Source organism: Paenibacillus sp. GSMTC-2017, assembly GCF_016019935.1.
In the GTDB taxonomy this organism is placed as follows: domain Bacteria; phylum Bacillota; class Bacilli; order Paenibacillales; family Paenibacillaceae; genus Pristimantibacillus.
Genome location: NZ_JAECMT010000008.1, coordinates 1 through 15,175, shown reverse-complemented (window position 1 = coordinate 15,175; position 15,175 = coordinate 1). Strand labels below are relative to the sequence as shown.

At 45.3% G+C, this 15,175-nt stretch carries 14 protein-coding genes, 1 rRNA gene and 3 riboswitches; all 15 genes read left to right on the top strand.

What is annotated here, in order from left to right:
- Nucleotides 1-16: 16 nt before the first annotated feature.
- Nucleotides 17-1,015 carry a peptidylprolyl isomerase gene (locus tag I6N90_RS23065; RefSeq protein WP_197938136.1) on the top strand — a complete coding sequence of 333 codons (999 nt, stop codon included), beginning with the start codon at nt 17-19 and terminating at the stop codon, nt 1,013-1,015.
- A 146-nt stretch (nt 1,016-1,161) separates the two neighbouring features.
- Complete coding sequence (cysK, locus tag I6N90_RS23060; RefSeq protein WP_197938135.1) at nt 1,162-2,100, top strand: cysteine synthase A; 939 nt, start codon at nt 1,162-1,164, stop codon at nt 2,098-2,100.
- A gap of 132 nt (nt 2,101-2,232) precedes the next feature.
- Nucleotides 2,233-3,822: an anthranilate synthase component I family protein gene (locus I6N90_RS23055; protein WP_197938134.1), complete on the top strand. Its 1,590-nt coding sequence runs from the start codon at nt 2,233-2,235 to the stop codon at nt 3,820-3,822.
- Between the two features lie 80 nt (nt 3,823-3,902).
- Nucleotides 3,903-4,481: an aminodeoxychorismate/anthranilate synthase component II gene (gene pabA / locus I6N90_RS23050; RefSeq protein ID WP_197938133.1), complete on the top strand. Its 579-nt coding sequence runs from the start codon at nt 3,903-3,905 to the stop codon at nt 4,479-4,481.
- The gene (locus I6N90_RS23045; protein ID WP_197938132.1) at nt 4,481-5,386 is read left to right on the top strand and encodes an aminotransferase class IV; all 906 of its coding nucleotides are present in this window, start codon (nt 4,481-4,483) and stop codon (nt 5,384-5,386) included. The genes pabA and I6N90_RS23045 overlap by 1 nt, the downstream gene beginning before the upstream one ends.
- A gap of 50 nt (nt 5,387-5,436) precedes the next feature.
- Complete coding sequence (folP, locus tag I6N90_RS23040) at nt 5,437-6,285, top strand: dihydropteroate synthase (protein WP_197938131.1); 849 nt, start codon at nt 5,437-5,439, stop codon at nt 6,283-6,285.
- Between the two features lie 42 nt (nt 6,286-6,327).
- Nucleotides 6,328-6,714, top strand: coding sequence for a dihydroneopterin aldolase (folB, locus tag I6N90_RS23035; protein ID WP_197938130.1), 387 nt, complete (start codon nt 6,328-6,330; stop codon nt 6,712-6,714).
- The gene (gene folK / locus I6N90_RS23030) at nt 6,692-7,237 is read left to right on the top strand and encodes a 2-amino-4-hydroxy-6-hydroxymethyldihydropteridine diphosphokinase (RefSeq protein WP_197938237.1); all 546 of its coding nucleotides are present in this window, start codon (nt 6,692-6,694) and stop codon (nt 7,235-7,237) included. Before folB ends, folK begins: the two co-directional genes overlap by 23 nt.
- Nucleotides 7,189-7,401 (top strand): helix-turn-helix domain-containing protein, encoded by a 213-nt coding sequence (locus tag I6N90_RS23025; RefSeq protein ID WP_197938128.1) that lies wholly within the window; start codon nt 7,189-7,191, stop codon nt 7,399-7,401. Before folK ends, I6N90_RS23025 begins: the two co-directional genes overlap by 49 nt.
- Nucleotides 7,402-7,409: 8 nt before the next feature.
- Nucleotides 7,410-8,450, top strand: coding sequence for a tRNA dihydrouridine synthase DusB (gene dusB / locus I6N90_RS23020; RefSeq protein ID WP_197938126.1), 1,041 nt, complete (start codon nt 7,410-7,412; stop codon nt 8,448-8,450).
- A gap of 277 nt (nt 8,451-8,727) precedes the next feature.
- Complete coding sequence (gene greA / locus I6N90_RS23015) at nt 8,728-9,204, top strand: transcription elongation factor GreA (protein WP_197938124.1); 477 nt, start codon at nt 8,728-8,730, stop codon at nt 9,202-9,204.
- A gap of 81 nt (nt 9,205-9,285) precedes the next feature.
- Nucleotides 9,286-10,809, top strand: a complete 1,524-nt coding sequence (gene lysS / locus I6N90_RS23010) for a lysine--tRNA ligase (protein WP_332262505.1) — start codon at nt 9,286-9,288, stop codon at nt 10,807-10,809.
- A 191-nt stretch (nt 10,810-11,000) separates the two neighbouring features.
- Nucleotides 11,001-11,094: riboswitch (cyclic di-GMP riboswitch) on the top strand.
- Between the two features lie 88 nt (nt 11,095-11,182).
- On the top strand, nt 11,183-13,057 hold the full coding sequence (locus I6N90_RS23005; RefSeq protein WP_197938122.1) for an LPXTG cell wall anchor domain-containing protein: 1,875 nt from the start codon (nt 11,183-11,185) through the stop codon (nt 13,055-13,057).
- Nucleotides 13,058-13,231: 174 nt separating this feature from the next.
- Nucleotides 13,232-13,311: riboswitch (cyclic di-GMP riboswitch) on the top strand.
- A 75-nt stretch (nt 13,312-13,386) separates the two neighbouring features.
- Nucleotides 13,387-13,467, top strand: a riboswitch (cyclic di-GMP riboswitch).
- Between the two features lie 13 nt (nt 13,468-13,480).
- A complete protein-coding gene (locus I6N90_RS23000) occupies nt 13,481-14,287 on the top strand; it encodes a transglutaminase-like domain-containing protein (protein WP_197938121.1) in 807 nt (268 codons plus the stop codon).
- Nucleotides 14,288-14,731: 444 nt separating this feature from the next.
- Nucleotides 14,732-15,175, top strand: a 16S ribosomal RNA gene (locus I6N90_RS22995); the annotation flags it as partial.

Sequence of the window (15,175 nt, the reverse complement as noted above, 5' to 3'; positions counted from 1 at the left end):
AAAGGCAGTTCATGCGATGAAGAGATACGAGGTGCTGAAGGTGGTCGTCATCCTTCAAGCTGTCTGCATGATTGCTCTGACGGGCATGGTGCTAGTGAAGGTGTGGCCGGAATCGAATACAAAGGGAGACGAGCGGAACGATAAGCTTGATCCTCCCCGTCATCAAGAAGGTGGCAAAGATCCACACTCGGATGGGGATACATGGGCAGATCCTGAGCGAGGGGCTGAGGTAGTTGCTACGGTAAATGGTCAATCTATTACGAGGGCACAGCTTTCAGAACAATTGTACAAGCAATATGGAAATAACATGCTCAGAGTAATGATGGTTCGTCTTGCGATAGATGTCGAGGTTGAGGCTACAAAAATTGAAGTTTCCGAAGAGGAACTTAATCGGGAGCTTGCAACTACATTAGAAGGCTATGATAGCGAAGAACGATTTTTCATCGTGATGAAGGAGCATCTAGGTCTTACGAAGAAACAAGTGATGGACGAGATGCGCTATCGACTTCTAATGGAGAAGATAGCTACTCGCAACATTCCGATTGCCGACGATGATGTAGAGCGATACATAACATCAAATCCTGAGCAATTTGAACCCAATCTGCAGCTTCATCTGCAATGGATTGTGACGGGCACAAAAACTCAAGCGGAATCTATTTTGGATAAGTTGCAACAGGGTGAAGAATTCGCTGATCTTGCAAGAAACTACTCGCAAGATGAGTTTACGGCAGAGGATGGCGGGGATTTAGGCATGATTGAAGCGGATGATCCTTTCTATAATAAACAGATGCTAGACACAGCGGGCGAGATGTCCATTGGGGAGATAGAAGGTCCAATTGAGGTAGAGCAGGGCTTCGCTATTATACAATTAGTAGGCCGCAAGATGAATTCAGGCTTGTCAGGAACTCATTTATTTAATGCTGTACGCAAGAAGCTTGCCCTTGAGCAAGCGAGGCCGCTTCCAGAGCTTGAGGATGAACTGCTGGAGCGTTATGGAGCAGTCATTTTGAAGTAGACGATACGACCTTTTTTCCTATTGAATAATTCAATTAGAGTTTACAGGAAATAGAAAGTATCTATTGACAACGGAAGCATGACATTGATAAGATGGAATTAGTCAAAACCAACTATTTTAGTCGGAATAAGGAGGCTTTCCACTTCATGGCAAAAATTGTACAAAGCGTTACTGAACTAATTGGCGATACGCCACTCGTTCGTTTGAACCGTCTCGTGCCTGAGGATAGCGCGGAAATCTATGTTAAACTTGAATACCAAAATCCAGGTGCAAGTGTAAAAGACCGCATCGCGATCAGCATGGTCGAAGTTGCGGAGCAAGAAGGAATTATTAAACCGGGCGACACTCTTGTTGAGCCTACAAGCGGTAACACAGGCATCGGGCTTGCGTTAGTAGCTGCAGCAAAAGGGTACAAAGCTATTCTTGTTATGCCTGAGACGATGAGCGTTGAGCGTCGTAACTTGCTTCGTGCTTATGGTGCTGAGCTAGTTCTTACACCAGGTTCCGAAGGAATGAACGGTGCAGTACGTAAAGCGGAGGAACTTGTAGCAGAAAACTCCTCATACTTCATGCCGCAACAGTTCAAAAACCAAGCGAATGTGAAAGTTCACCGTGAAACGACTGGACCTGAAATTGTAGAAGCAATTAACTCCTTAGACGGCAAGCTAGATGCATTTATCGCAGGTATCGGTACTGGCGGTACAATCTCTGGTGCTGGCGAAGTGCTTAAAGCAAACTTCGAAGGTATCAAAATATATGCAGTTGAGCCTGCTGCTTCCCCGTTACTATCAGGCGGTAACCCAGGTCCACATAAAATTCAAGGTATCGGCGCAAACTTTGTTCCTGATATTTTGAACCGTGAAATCTATGATGGTGTAATTACTATTGAAAACGAAGAAGCATTTGAGTATGCTCGTCGTGCAGCGAAAGAAGAAGGCATCCTGTGCGGAATTTCTTCCGGGGCAGCAATTAGTGCAGCACTTAAAGTAGCTAAAGAGCTTGGTAAAGGCAAACGCGTTGTTGCTATCGTTCCAAGTAACGGTGAACGTTATCTAAGTACGCCACTATTTAACTTCGAGAACTAATATATATGTCATAATCGAGCGCTATCGCTCGCTACGAGGGGCCTTCCATTCTGTTGAATGGGGGGCGCTTTTCTTTTGCTGTACGATTCTGTATACTGAGCGAAATAAGTAAGATGAACGGAGTTGAATGTGATGATCACCACATGGGAAGAGTGGGTTCAGTGGCGTGCAGAAGGAAAATATACGACGCTTCCCCTCATAAAGGAACTGCCTCTTCAGGTTGAAGCGGGTGGGAACATCACTTCATGGGAAGAAGTATGGCAAGATGCGTCCCCGCATGCTTTTGTACTAGAGAGTGGTAAGGATGGACGGTTTACTTATTTGGGCATTCATCCTGAAAGTATTATTAGCGGTAAAGGTATGGAGGCAGAGTCGGTTTCATTCCAACCACTTGAAGAGCAGTCTCCTGCTAGGAAGAAGTGGCAAGGTAAGCCACTTGATGTTGTCCGTACTTGGATGAGCGATGGTTATGGGCCAAGACTTCATGACAAAGATGGTCCTAAGTGGTTAGGTGGTTGTGTGGGCTTTTGGAGTTACGACATTATTCGTACAATTGAGCGTCTTCCTGAGTTAGCGGCGGACGATACAGGATTACCGGACTATCTGTTTTTAAGGATGAATGAACTATGGATTGTCGATCACACGAAATCTGTCGTATATTGTGTCGTTCATAGCCCAGTTGCAAAGGATGCTTCGGATGATGAGCTAAGATCAGTTTATGAGCAGGCTTTATCGAGGCTTGAAGGAATGTCTGACTACTGGCTGACATGGTTTGAGGATGACAGAGCACGCGCGAGTGCGGATAAGCTTAAGGCGAGCAGGCTATCACTTATGGAAAAGGACTCGCTACATATAGATGTGGAGACCATCAGTGGTATAACGTCACCAACTTCACGAGAGATGTATATGGATGCGGTACGAACGATTCAGAACTATATTGGACAAGGTGATGTATTCCAAGTGAATTTATCACAACGTCAAGCTCGTGAGCTTACAACAACACCTGAAGAATTGTATGAATGGTTGAGACTAGTTAACCCTTCTCCATATATGGGTTTCCTGCGTTGTCCAGATTTCCAGCTCGTATCTGCTTCTCCAGAGCTGCTTGTAGAGCTGTCTAATGGCCGTTTAATTACACGTCCTATTGCTGGAACAAGGAGAAGGGGACGTACCGAGGAAGAGGATCAGCGCTTTGCTGATGAGCTGCGTACGAATGAGAAGGAACGCGCAGAGCATATTATGCTGGTCGATCTGGAGCGTAATGACTTAGGCAGAATATCGACCTATGGTTCTGTAGAGGTGAAGGAGCTAATGGTAATAGAGAACTATTCCCATGTCATGCATCTTGTTTCCCAAGTGGAGGGTGAGCTTGCAGGAGGCAAGGACGCGTATGATGTTATCGCGGCTACGTTCCCTGGAGGTACAATCACAGGTGCACCGAAGATTCGCACGATGGAGATTATCGAAGAGCTCGAGCCCGTCCGTAGAGGTGCCTATACAGGATCGCTTGGGTGGATTGACTATAATGGCGATATGGAATTTAATATAATTATTAGAACGATGACTGTAAGGGATGGGCAAGTTCATATTCAAGCAGGTGCAGGTATTGTCATCGATTCCGATCCTGAGCGAGAGTATAGCGAGTCTTTGAGTAAGGCGAAGGCGCTTTGGAAAGCTATCCAATATAGCGAGCGTTTTTCGGAAGTAAATTCAGTAAAGTAAAGAGTAGCTTTCAGAAGGTCGCTATAGGAAGAAGTATACGTTTCACCTACTTATAAGCTATAGAAAAAGGGGTGCGGGATATGATACTTGTAATCGATAATTATGATTCGTTTACGTACAATTTGGTTCAATATTTGGGCGAGCTTGGTGAAGATATCGTTGTAAAAAGAAATGACGAAATCGATTTGGCTGGTATCGAGCAATTAGCGCCAGACCATATTTTGATTTCACCAGGACCGTGTTCTCCAAATGAAGCGGGAATCAGCTTGTCGCTGATTGAACGTTTCAAGGGAGAAATTCCGATTCTCGGGGTCTGTCTAGGACATCAGTCTATTGGACAAGCTTTCGGTGGTGAAGTTGTGCGAGCTGAGAAGTTGATGCACGGTAAGACATCACCGATTTTGCATGATGGCAAGTCGATTTTTGAAGGTTTGGAATCTCCTTTTACTGCTACTCGCTATCATTCATTGATCGTTCGCAGAGAGACTTTACCTGATTGTCTTGAGATAAGTGCGGAGACAGCAGAAGGTGAAATTATGGGCCTTCGTCATAAAACATATGCAATAGAAGGTGTTCAATTCCACCCTGAATCTATCATTACAGATCATGGTTTATCAATGTTGCGTAACTTCTTACGTCATCGCACAGGAACACTGTAATGAAAGTTGGTCTTAATGGTTCTATCGTAGAATCTAGCGAAGCTGTGATCTCAGTATATGATCACGGCTTTTTGTACGGTCTGGGGTTATTTGAAACGTTCCGCACTTACGGAGGTCGCTCTTATTTGTTAGAAAGGCATATGGAGAGATTGTTATCTGGCTGTGCTCAGCTTGGAATTGAATTTAGTATGAGTGTTTCTGAGATAGAGGATTGGGTAGCGCGATTACTTGAGGAAAATGGTTTGCCCGATGGCTATGTACGCTTGACGGTAAGTGCAGGAGAGGCAGCGCTAGGTTTACCTACTGGTGATTATGAACATCCTACCTCACTGCTTCTTGTTAAGGAGCTACCTGTCGTTCAAGACGATGTTCATTTTCAAGGACGGGAGCTTCGTCTTCTTCATATTAAACGGAATACGCCTGAAGGTTCTATTCGTTTCAAATCACTTCATTATATGAACAATACATTAGCTAAGCGGGAACTTCTTGGACTTTCCGATATAGTAACTGGAAATAATGGGTATATTGCACCAATGGCTGGTGCAGAAGGTTTGATGCTGACGGAAGCAGGATGGCTGACAGAAGGTATCGTAAGCAATTTGTTTTTTGTGAGCGATGGTGTTGTACGTACACCATCTATAGATACAGGAATATTGCCAGGTGTAACTAGGCAAAGAGTGTTGGAACTTGCTGCGGATGCAGGATATCGCACTGAGGAAGGATTGTACCCGTGGGAAACTCTACTCAGGAGTGAAGAAATATGGATGACTAATTCGATTCAGGAATTGGTCCCGATTACGACACTAACGGACACAACATTCCAGCAAACGATTATTAGTGACGGCAAGGCTGGGGAAGTGACAAGAAAGCTACTATCGTTATACAGAGCGGATACAACTCGTTAATTGTGTGCCATAGAGGGCATAGTAGAGCGTAAAGAGAGGAGCCATCATTTATGAACATAAAACCAACTTTTTGGCAAAGATCCTATGAGCTAGGAGATGGCGTAAAGCTGGAACTAGGGAAGCGGACACTCATTATGGGTATTCTTAACGCGACACCGGATTCCTTCTCAGACGGTGGACGTTATATGAGCGTAGAGCGTGCTGTGCAGCATGCGATTGAAATGGTAGAAGCGGGAGCCGACATCTTAGATATCGGCGGAGAGTCGACCAGACCGGGCTTCGAGGCTGTAAGTCCCGAAGAGGAGCTAAAACGCGTGCTGCCAGTTATTACAGCCGTTCGCGAAGCACTACCTCACGTGGCGCTATCTATCGACACGTATAAAGCAGCAACTGCGCGCCATGCCTTAGAAGCAGGCGCACATATCATCAATGACATATGGGGTCTGAGGGGTGACCCCGACATGGCCGCAGTAGCGGCCGAATATGGCTGTCCCGTCATCATCAGCCATAACCGCCATACCCGGGACTACAACGACCTCGTCCCGGAAGTGCTCGCCGACCTGCGAAGCAGCATCAGCATCGCTCAAGATGCCGGCGTCCAAGACGACCGGGTGTGGCTTGATCCCGGCATCGGCTTCGCCAAAACACACGACGACAACCTCGCTATGCTCGGTCGTCTATCAGAATTGACAGCGCTCGGTTACCCCGTACTTCTGGGTACCTCGCGCAAACGATTCATCCGGCAGACGCTTAATCTGCCGGTAGAAGAGCTAGTCGAGGGGACGGCAGCGACCGTCACCCTAGGAATCGCGCACGGCTGTCAAATCGTGCGCGTTCACGATGTCCGCGCGATTAAGCGGACCGCCCTTATGGCGGACGCGATCCTCTATCGCGTGTGAGCCTTACGCCGAACTTTTCAGCAATAAAGGAGTGGAAACATAATGGATCATATGATCGTCAAAGGGATGCGCTTCTACGGTTATCACGGTGTATTTCCCGAGGAGAATAGATTAGGACAGAAGTTTTATGTCGATCTAGATTTGCAGATGGATTTGGAAAAAGCGGCTCAATCCGATGATTTAAACGCAACGATTAATTATGCAGAACTACACGCTCTTACGAAAGAAATCGTTGAAGGACCTCCTTTCAAACTAATAGAAGCATTAACGGGACACATTGCATCACGTGTATTGGAAGCTTATACTATGATAAATGAAGTTACTGTTAGAGTGACAAAGCCAAATCCACCGTTCGACATACATTTTGACGGTGTGACGATAGAGCTCAGGAGAAAGCGGGATGCAGATGGTAGGGCAATTCGAGCATAAAGCTGAGGCGTATATAGCTCTTGGCTCTAATATAGGCGATCGTGAGGAGCTTTTGCTCGAAGCAATCCAGCTCATAGATTCTGACCCGGACATTCGCGCCCTGCGAGTATCGGGTATTTACGAAACTGATCCTGTAGGATATACCGATCAACCGGCTTTTCTGAACATGGTAATTGCGATAACAACTTCTCTAAAGCCACTTAAGCTACTTCATACTTTGCTTGATTTTGAAGGGCGCCTCGGGAGAATTCGACATGAACGTTGGGGACCGAGAACCATTGACCTCGATCTTCTCCTATACGATAATGTCAGAATGGATCAAGAGGAACTGACGCTGCCGCATCCACGTATGATGGAGCGGTCGTTCGTGCTTGTCCCTTTGCATGATGTGTTAATGAATTCGCATCCACTGCATGAAGGGATTGCAACGACTGCTGCAGCAGCGCTTCAGGGTGGAAAGGAAGGCATCGCGTTATGGAAAACAATCAATTGGCGCAACGCGTCAGAGCCTTTCGAAAGTTGAAAGGTTATACTCAACAAGAATTGGCCAAGGAGCTAGGCGTTTCAGTAGCCGTTCTAGGTTCATTAGAGCGAGGTACACGCAAAAACGATCCTAAGCTTCTTAATCATATCGCAAAGACACTCGGAATTAGTTATGAAGAACTTATGACAATAAAGGAGGAGTAAGGAGATACATGCTGAAAATCGGAGACATCGAGATGAAAAACAGAGTAGTACTGGCGCCGATGGCAGGCGTGTGTAACCCGGCTTTTCGACTTATTGCAAAGGAATTCGGAGCAGGGCTTGTGTGCGCAGAGATGGTAAGCGACAAAGCAATTCTGCATGGAAACAAACGTACGCTTGAGATGTTGTATGTCGACGAGCGTGAGAAGCCGCTTAGTTTGCAAATTTTCGGAGGCGACCGTGAATCACTTGTAGAGGCAGCAAAGGTCGTAGACAAGCAAACGAATGCTGACATTATCGACATTAACATGGGCTGTCCGGTACCTAAGGTAACGAAGTGCGACGCAGGGGCGCGTTGGCTGCTAGACCCAAATAAAATATATGAAATGGTATCCGCAGTTGTCGATGCAGTCGATAAACCAGTAACGGTTAAGATGCGTATCGGCTGGGATGACAAACATATTTATGCTGTAGAGAACGCACGAGCTGTAGAGCGCGCAGGCGGCAAGGCCGTTAGTGTTCATGGACGCACAAGAGAGCAATTGTATACCGGCAAGGCCAACTGGGATATTATAAAAGAAGTGAAACAATCGGTATCTATTCCCGTTATTGGAAATGGAGATGTATTCTCGCCTGAGGATGCTCGCAGGCTTCTCGATCACACGGGCTGTGATGGTGTCATGATCGGCAGAGGAGCACTCGGAAACCCATGGATGCTCTACCGGACGATTCAATATTTAGAAAATGGTGAACTTCTAGGAGACCCTACTCCTCGTGAGAAGATGGAAGTAGCCATTCTACACTTAGATCGTTTAATTGCTATCAAAAATGAAGCTGTCGCAGTACGTGAAATGCGGAAACATCTAGCATGGTACCTGAAAGGGCTACCAGGCGGTGCACGCGTTAAAGATGTCATTATGGAAGAAACAGGACGCGACAGAATGGTTGCGATCTTGCAAACTTATATTGAAACATTGGAAGCTGAAGCCGAGCTGGATTTAGTATCCGCTACAACATCCTCGAACGAGACGATTGAGGAAGCTATTCATTAAACGTGCGCAAGCGGTTAAAGGGTGATCGTTATTATTAACCACTTTCCTGCGAGGTTTCTATTTTTGCCCAGCAATTCGAAATGGTTTTAATGGTTGCATTGGCTTTGATTGACAATCGTGAAACCATGCAATATAATCGTGCAATATAATCCAACAACAAGATGCAAATCTGCGTCTGCCAGCGGCAGGTATGATGGTAATATTGCGTAATATAATAATGTATTAGTGAATTCATACATAGTATGAAAATTAGTCACACGACAGGAGAATCGGAAAGATGATCGATAAGCAAATCATTCTGACTCAAGAAGGGTTAAAAAAACTTGAAGAAGAGCTTGAGCATCTAAAGTCGGTCAAACGTCGTGAAGTGGCCGAGCGGATTAAAGTGGCCATTGGTTATGGCGATATTAGTGAGAACTCTGAATATGAGGATGCTAAAAACGAGCAGGCATTTATTGAAGGTCGAGTGATTACACTTGAAAAGATGCTGCGTAACGCACGAATAATTAATAACGATGATATAGATATCGATATTGTAAGCATAGGTGCAATTGTAACGGTTGAAGATATGGAATTCGGCGATACAATGGAATATGCAATTGTTGGTACTGCGGAAGCAGATCCACTGCAAAATAAAATATCGAACGAAAGTCCCGTTGGTAAAGCGATTTTGGGCAAGAAAAAGAACACAATCGTTGAAGTGAACGTACCTGCGGGCATTATTCAATATAAAATTATCGATATCAAAAAATAAGGTACGCTATTAACGTTTTCGAAAGCTTCCTTGCAGGAAGCTTTTTGAACGTTTATTGATAGTATCAAGGAGATGAATACAGTGGATCATCAGAACAATGAGCAGGAGAATAACGAGCAAGAACTAAGTGAACTTTTGCAAATTCGCAGAGATAAGCTTGATGAGCTTCGCAATCTTGGTGTAGATCCGTTCGGTCAAAAGTTTGAGCGCTCACACAATGCCAAAGCTATTTTGGATGCGCACGAGGGACATAGCAAGGAAGAGCTTGAAGCACAAGGAAACAAAGTAAGCATTGCTGGCCGTATTATGCAGAAGCGCGGCATGGGTAAAGCTGGCTTTGCTCATATTCAAGATCTATCTGGTAGAATTCAAATCTATGTACGTAAAGATACGGTAGAAGAGCACAAGTTTGCTGCCTTTGATCTACTTGATATCGGAGATATTGTTGGCGTGCAGGGAGTTGTGTTCAAGACTAACACTGGGGAAGTTTCCGTAAAAGCGTTAGATGTTGATGTACTTACGAAGTCGCTTCTTCCTTTGCCGGACAAGCATCATGGTCTTAAAGACGTGGAATTGCGTTACCGTCAGCGTTATGTGGATTTGATCGTTAACCCTGACGTTCAGCAAACTTTTATTTTGCGTTCACGCATTATTCAATCGATGCGCCGTTACTTGGACTCGCTCGGTTACCTAGAAGTAGAAACACCGACATTGCATACTATTGCAGGCGGTGCTGCTGCTCGTCCGTTCATTACCCATCATAATGCGCTTGATATGCAGTTATACATGCGTATTGCGATTGAGCTTCATTTGAAGCGTCTGATCGTTGGTGGTCTTGAGAAAGTATATGAAATCGGTCGCGTTTATCGTAATGAAGGAATGTCGACTCGCCACAATCCGGAGTTTACGATGATTGAATTGTATGAGGCTTACGCTGACTACAAAGACATTATGGCACTAACAGAAAATTTGGTTGCCCATATCGCACAAGAAGTGCTCGGTACAACGAAGATTAAGTACCAAGAGCATGAAGTTGACTTGACGCCGCAGTGGCGTAGAGTAAGTATGGTTGATATCGTAAAAGAAATAACAGGTGTAGACTTTAGCGTACAAATGAGTGATGAAGAGGCTCATGCACTTGCGAAAGAGCATAAGATTCCTGTTGATCCTCATATGACGTTTGGACATATTTTGAATGCATTCTTCGAAGAACGTTGTGAACATACACTTATTCAGCCGACGTTCGTTACTGGTCACCCGGTTGCGATTTCGCCGCTTGCTAAGAAAAATGATGTTGATCCACGTTTCACTGATCGATTTGAGCTATTTATCGTGACGCGTGAGCATGCTAATGCGTTTACTGAGCTTAACGATCCAATTGACCAACGTGAGCGTTTTGAAGCACAGATGACAGAAAAAGAACAAGGCAACGACGAAGCTCATGAGATGGATGATGACTTTATCCGCGCACTTGAATATGGTATGCCGCCAACAGGTGGACTAGGAATTGGTGTTGACCGTTTGGTTATGTTGTTAACCAATGCACCTTCGATTCGTGACGTACTACTTTTCCCGCATATGCGCGATCATCGCTCAGGCGAATAAATATGAAACCGTTTGGCTTGAGCCAAGCGGTTTTTTTGTTTGAAAAGATGGGGTTGCTGATGTACGACATAATACGATTAGTTGCGACACATTTCTATTAGAAATAAATGGTTGACATTAAATGTCATGCGTAATAGACTAGGCCTTAGGAAGTGATTTCTAGTAAGATTTAGCAGTAATTAATACTATAGTCATGTAAATAGCAAACCATCTGAAAGGGTGGGACGCAAAGCCTGGAGTCTAAAGTATCGTGTTTAGCGATACCATGATCGTCCGACTGCCATGAGAGAATTCGTGGCAGTCTTTTTTGTTGCCACGAAAAGACGTTTCTTCATATAGAAGGAACGTAATCTTAAATGGAGGTAGAAGAACAATGACGAGTAGTATGAAGCTGAAATCTATTCTCTCATTTTTACTAGCATTTTCATTAGTGTTCGCAATGGTTGGGACTGCGTTCGCTTCGAATGGCTCTAGTAAAGGTAGAGATGATGATGACGACGAAGAGTGTGATGACGATGACGATGATGATTATGATTTTTGGAGTAATGAAAGAAGTTTCCTAAATGGTAGTGGTGTTAACTCTAAAAAAGTAATTAGTTGGACAGCGGGGTCAGGTTATGTTATTTCGGGTGCAGAATCATTTGGATCAGCTTATCTTGATGGATTGAAAAAATCCAAAGATCGTTGTGAAGAGCCGAAACCAACACCAAAGCCGACACCAAAGCCGACACCAAAGCCGACACCAAAGCCGACACCAAAGCCAACACCAAAGCCAACACCGAAGCCAACGGCAACACCGAAGCCAACGGCAACACCGAAGCCAACGGCAACACCGAAGCCAACGGCAACACCGGCGCCAACGGCGACACCGAAGCCAACAGCGACACCGACACCGACACCATGGCCGACACCGGAACCAACACCATGGCCGACACTGGAACCAACACCATCAATAGCACCAACGCCAACACCACCAGTGCCAACGCCAACACCGGAACCAACGCCAGTGCCAACACCGGAACCAACGCCAACACCACCAGTGCCAACGCCAACACCGGAACCAACGCCAGTGCCAACACCGGAACCAACGCCAACACCACCAGTGCCAACGCCAACACCGGAACCAACGCCAGTGCCAACACCGGAACCAACGCCAGTGCCGACACCGGAACCAACGCCAGTGCCGACACCGGAACCAACGCCAGTGCCGACACCGGAACCAACGCCAGTGCCAACACCGGAACCAACGCCAGTGCCGACACCGGAACCAACACCAGTGCCAACACCGGAACCAACGCCAGTGCCGACACCAGCACCAACGCCAGTGCCGACACCGGAACCAACGCCAGTGCCGACACCAGCACCAACGCCAGCGCCGACACCGGAACCAACGCCAGTGCCGACACCGGAACCAACGCCAGTGCCGACACCGGAACCAACGCCAGTGCCGACACCAGCACCAACGCCAGCGCCGACACCGGAACCAACGCCAGTGCCGACACCGGAACCAACRCCAGTGCCAACACCGGAACCAACGCCAGTGCCGACACCGGAACCAACGCCAGTGCCGACACCGGAACCAACGCCAGTGCCGACACCGGAACCAACGCCAGTGCCAACACCGGAACCAACGCCAGTGCCGACACCGGAACCAACRCCAGTGCCRACACCGGAACCAACRCCAGTGCCRACACCGGAACCAACGCCAGTGCCGACACCGGAACCAACGCCAGTGCCGACACCAGCACCAACGCCAGCGCCGACACCGGAACCAACGCCAGTGCCGACACCGGAACCAACACCAGTGCCAACACCGGAATCTACACCAACAACACCAATAGAAACACCAGTGTCAACACCAGTAGAAACACCAACACCAACATCACCAGTAGAAACACCAACACCATCCCCTACTGAAGATACAATTATTGAAGTAGAGGAAACAGAAACTCCTCTTGGTGGGGTTGATGAATCAGTAGAAGTTCCAGCTGAAGAAGTGACTGAAGAAACAGAAACTACAGAAATTGTTGAAGTTGAAGAGAATGAAACACCACAAGGTTCAGTTGATCCTGCGGATGAAACTGCAACGGCAAGTGAAATGGAACAAGTTGAAGATCAAGAAGTTCCACTTGGAACATTGCCTAAAACAGGTGAAGCTAGCGCATTGCCGTTCTATTTAGTAGGATTGATGGCACTTATAACGGGTGGTATTTTGCTCAGAAGAAAGTCATCAACAACAAATGCCTAAGTTCTATAAAGAAGCATTGAGTCACTAGACTCTCTGCTTCTTTTTTTGTCTCATATAAAGAACGGAACTGATTTCGACAAGAGAGATTAAATAGTCTAGTAATCTTCCAAAATAATCTTAAATCTAGTATTGCAATACTGGACAAATGTGGTAGTATTGAACTATATAAGCAATACACGATAACGGCAAACCTATCGAAAGGTAGGGACGCAAAACTACAGGGCCTTCTAACAAGATGGCAGCCAGCTACCGAATGGATATGCTTTTTTTGTTTTTATTAGGTCTTTATTGAACAAATAATAGGTCTATAATGAACACCCAAAAACTTTACACGATAACGGCAAACCTATCGAAAGGTAGGGACGCAAAGCTAAAGGGCCTTCTAACAAGATGGCAGCCTGGCCACCGAAGGGAGTTTTTTTTATGCGTAAGTATGTACTTATGCTAGTAGCGATATTTGTATTGTTCACGTCGGTAAACGTAGTAGCAGTAGAAGCTAGCGAAGCAACAGAATGGTTAGACGTTTCAAAGCTTTCGAATGGTATTGTTACTATAAACTTCGATGTTAAAGCAAATGTGAAAACAAAGGTAAGAATTGCAAAAGGAACAGAAAACTATACATATAACTTGGTTGCTGGTAAGGGGAAGGAACAGTTTCCGTTACAACTAGGCAATGGAGAATATAAAGTAATGATGCTTGAAAACGTATCGGGCAAATCGTATAAAGTTGTGAAACAAGAAACAGTCGAACTAAATCTGAATGATGAGAAAGTTGTTTACTTGAATTCAGTACAAAATGTTAGCTGGACAAGCTCGAACAAAGCAATTGCAAAGGCGCAAGAACTTACTGCAAATAAAAAAACAGATGAAGAGAAAGTTAAGGCTGTTTATAATTACATCGTAACTAATATTGCATATGATGATAAGCTAGCTGCATCGGTATCCACGGACTACTTGCCAAGTATCGATCGTACACTTACGGATAAAAAAGATATCTGCTACGGCTACTCTGCACTATTTGCAGCGATGCTACGTAGTCTGGATGTACCAACGAAGCTTGTAATGGGAGATTCAGAATATGTGGATGTATATCACGCATGGAATGAAGTTTATCTTAATGGTAAATGGGTGACAATCGATACAACCGTTGATGCTGGTTTTAAGAAAGGCAATAAGAAAATGGATATGCTAAAAGATGTCAGCAAGTATACAACAGCTAAAGAGTACTAATATATTATTTATAAAGATAGAGCTCGCCCAATGGCGGGCTTTTTGTTTGCATATTAAAAAGAAGTGGCAGCGCATCTTAAGATGCGAAAAACACTAGTTTGTCTAGAAACTTTGTAATAATAGCTCTATTTAGTTGTATTGATAGCAAAGTATATGGACTTGTAATGAAAAGTTATTGGATAGATTCTAGTATCAAGATTTGTATGTATTATATGAAGAGTAATATTTGAAAACGCTAATTGATAACTATTTTAATATAACTTTAAAATAGTACTTGCATTCCTCTAGGCACCTGTGATATATTATCTAAGTCGCCGCTGAGACAAACGGTTGACATGAAAGAAAAGATTGTTCTTTGAAAACTGAACAACGAGCGAAACTGCCTCATTCATCCTAACGGATGTAATGAAAAAGCAATATAAAGTAATGAGCAAGTCAAACACCAATTTGGAGAGTTTGATCCTGGCTCAGGACGAACGCTGGCGGCGTGCCTAATACATGCAAGTCGAGCGGACTTGATGAAGTGCTTGCACTTCTGATGGTTAGCGGCGGACGGGTGAGTAACACGTAGGTAACCTGCCTATAAGACTGGGATAACATTCGGAAACGAATGCTAATACCGGATACACGATTTGGTCGCATGGCYGAATCGGGAAAGACGGAGCAATCTGTCACTTATAGATGGACCTGCGGCGCATTAGCTAGTTGGTGAGGTAACGGCTCACCAAGGCGACGATGCGTAGCCGACCTGAGAGGGTGATCGGCCACACTGGGACTGAGACACGGCCCAGACTCCTACGGGAGGCAGCAGTAGGGAATCTTCCGCAATGGACGAAAGTCTGACGGAGCAACGCCGCGTGAGTGATGAAGGTTTTCGGATCGTAAAGC

Coding starts and splice junctions, on each gene's coding strand:
- folP (WP_197938131.1), top strand. CDS start 5,437: ATGAACATAAAACCAACTTTTTGGCAAAGATCCTATGAGCTAGGAGAT.
- I6N90_RS23055 (WP_197938134.1), top strand. CDS start 2,233: ATGATCACCACATGGGAAGAGTGGGTTCAGTGGCGTGCAGAAGGAAAA.
- I6N90_RS23025 (WP_197938128.1), top strand. CDS start 7,189: ATGGAAAACAATCAATTGGCGCAACGCGTCAGAGCCTTTCGAAAGTTG.
- pabA (WP_197938133.1), top strand. CDS start 3,903: ATGATACTTGTAATCGATAATTATGATTCGTTTACGTACAATTTGGTT.
- cysK (WP_197938135.1), top strand. CDS start 1,162: ATGGCAAAAATTGTACAAAGCGTTACTGAACTAATTGGCGATACGCCA.
- I6N90_RS23000 (WP_197938121.1), top strand. CDS start 13,481: ATGCGTAAGTATGTACTTATGCTAGTAGCGATATTTGTATTGTTCACG.
- folK (WP_197938237.1), top strand. CDS start 6,692: ATGGTAGGGCAATTCGAGCATAAAGCTGAGGCGTATATAGCTCTTGGC.
- folB (WP_197938130.1), top strand. CDS start 6,328: ATGGATCATATGATCGTCAAAGGGATGCGCTTCTACGGTTATCACGGT.
- greA (WP_197938124.1), top strand. CDS start 8,728: ATGATCGATAAGCAAATCATTCTGACTCAAGAAGGGTTAAAAAAACTT.
- I6N90_RS23045 (WP_197938132.1), top strand. CDS start 4,481: ATGAAAGTTGGTCTTAATGGTTCTATCGTAGAATCTAGCGAAGCTGTG.
- I6N90_RS23065 (WP_197938136.1), top strand. CDS start 17: ATGAAGAGATACGAGGTGCTGAAGGTGGTCGTCATCCTTCAAGCTGTC.
- dusB (WP_197938126.1), top strand. CDS start 7,410: ATGCTGAAAATCGGAGACATCGAGATGAAAAACAGAGTAGTACTGGCG.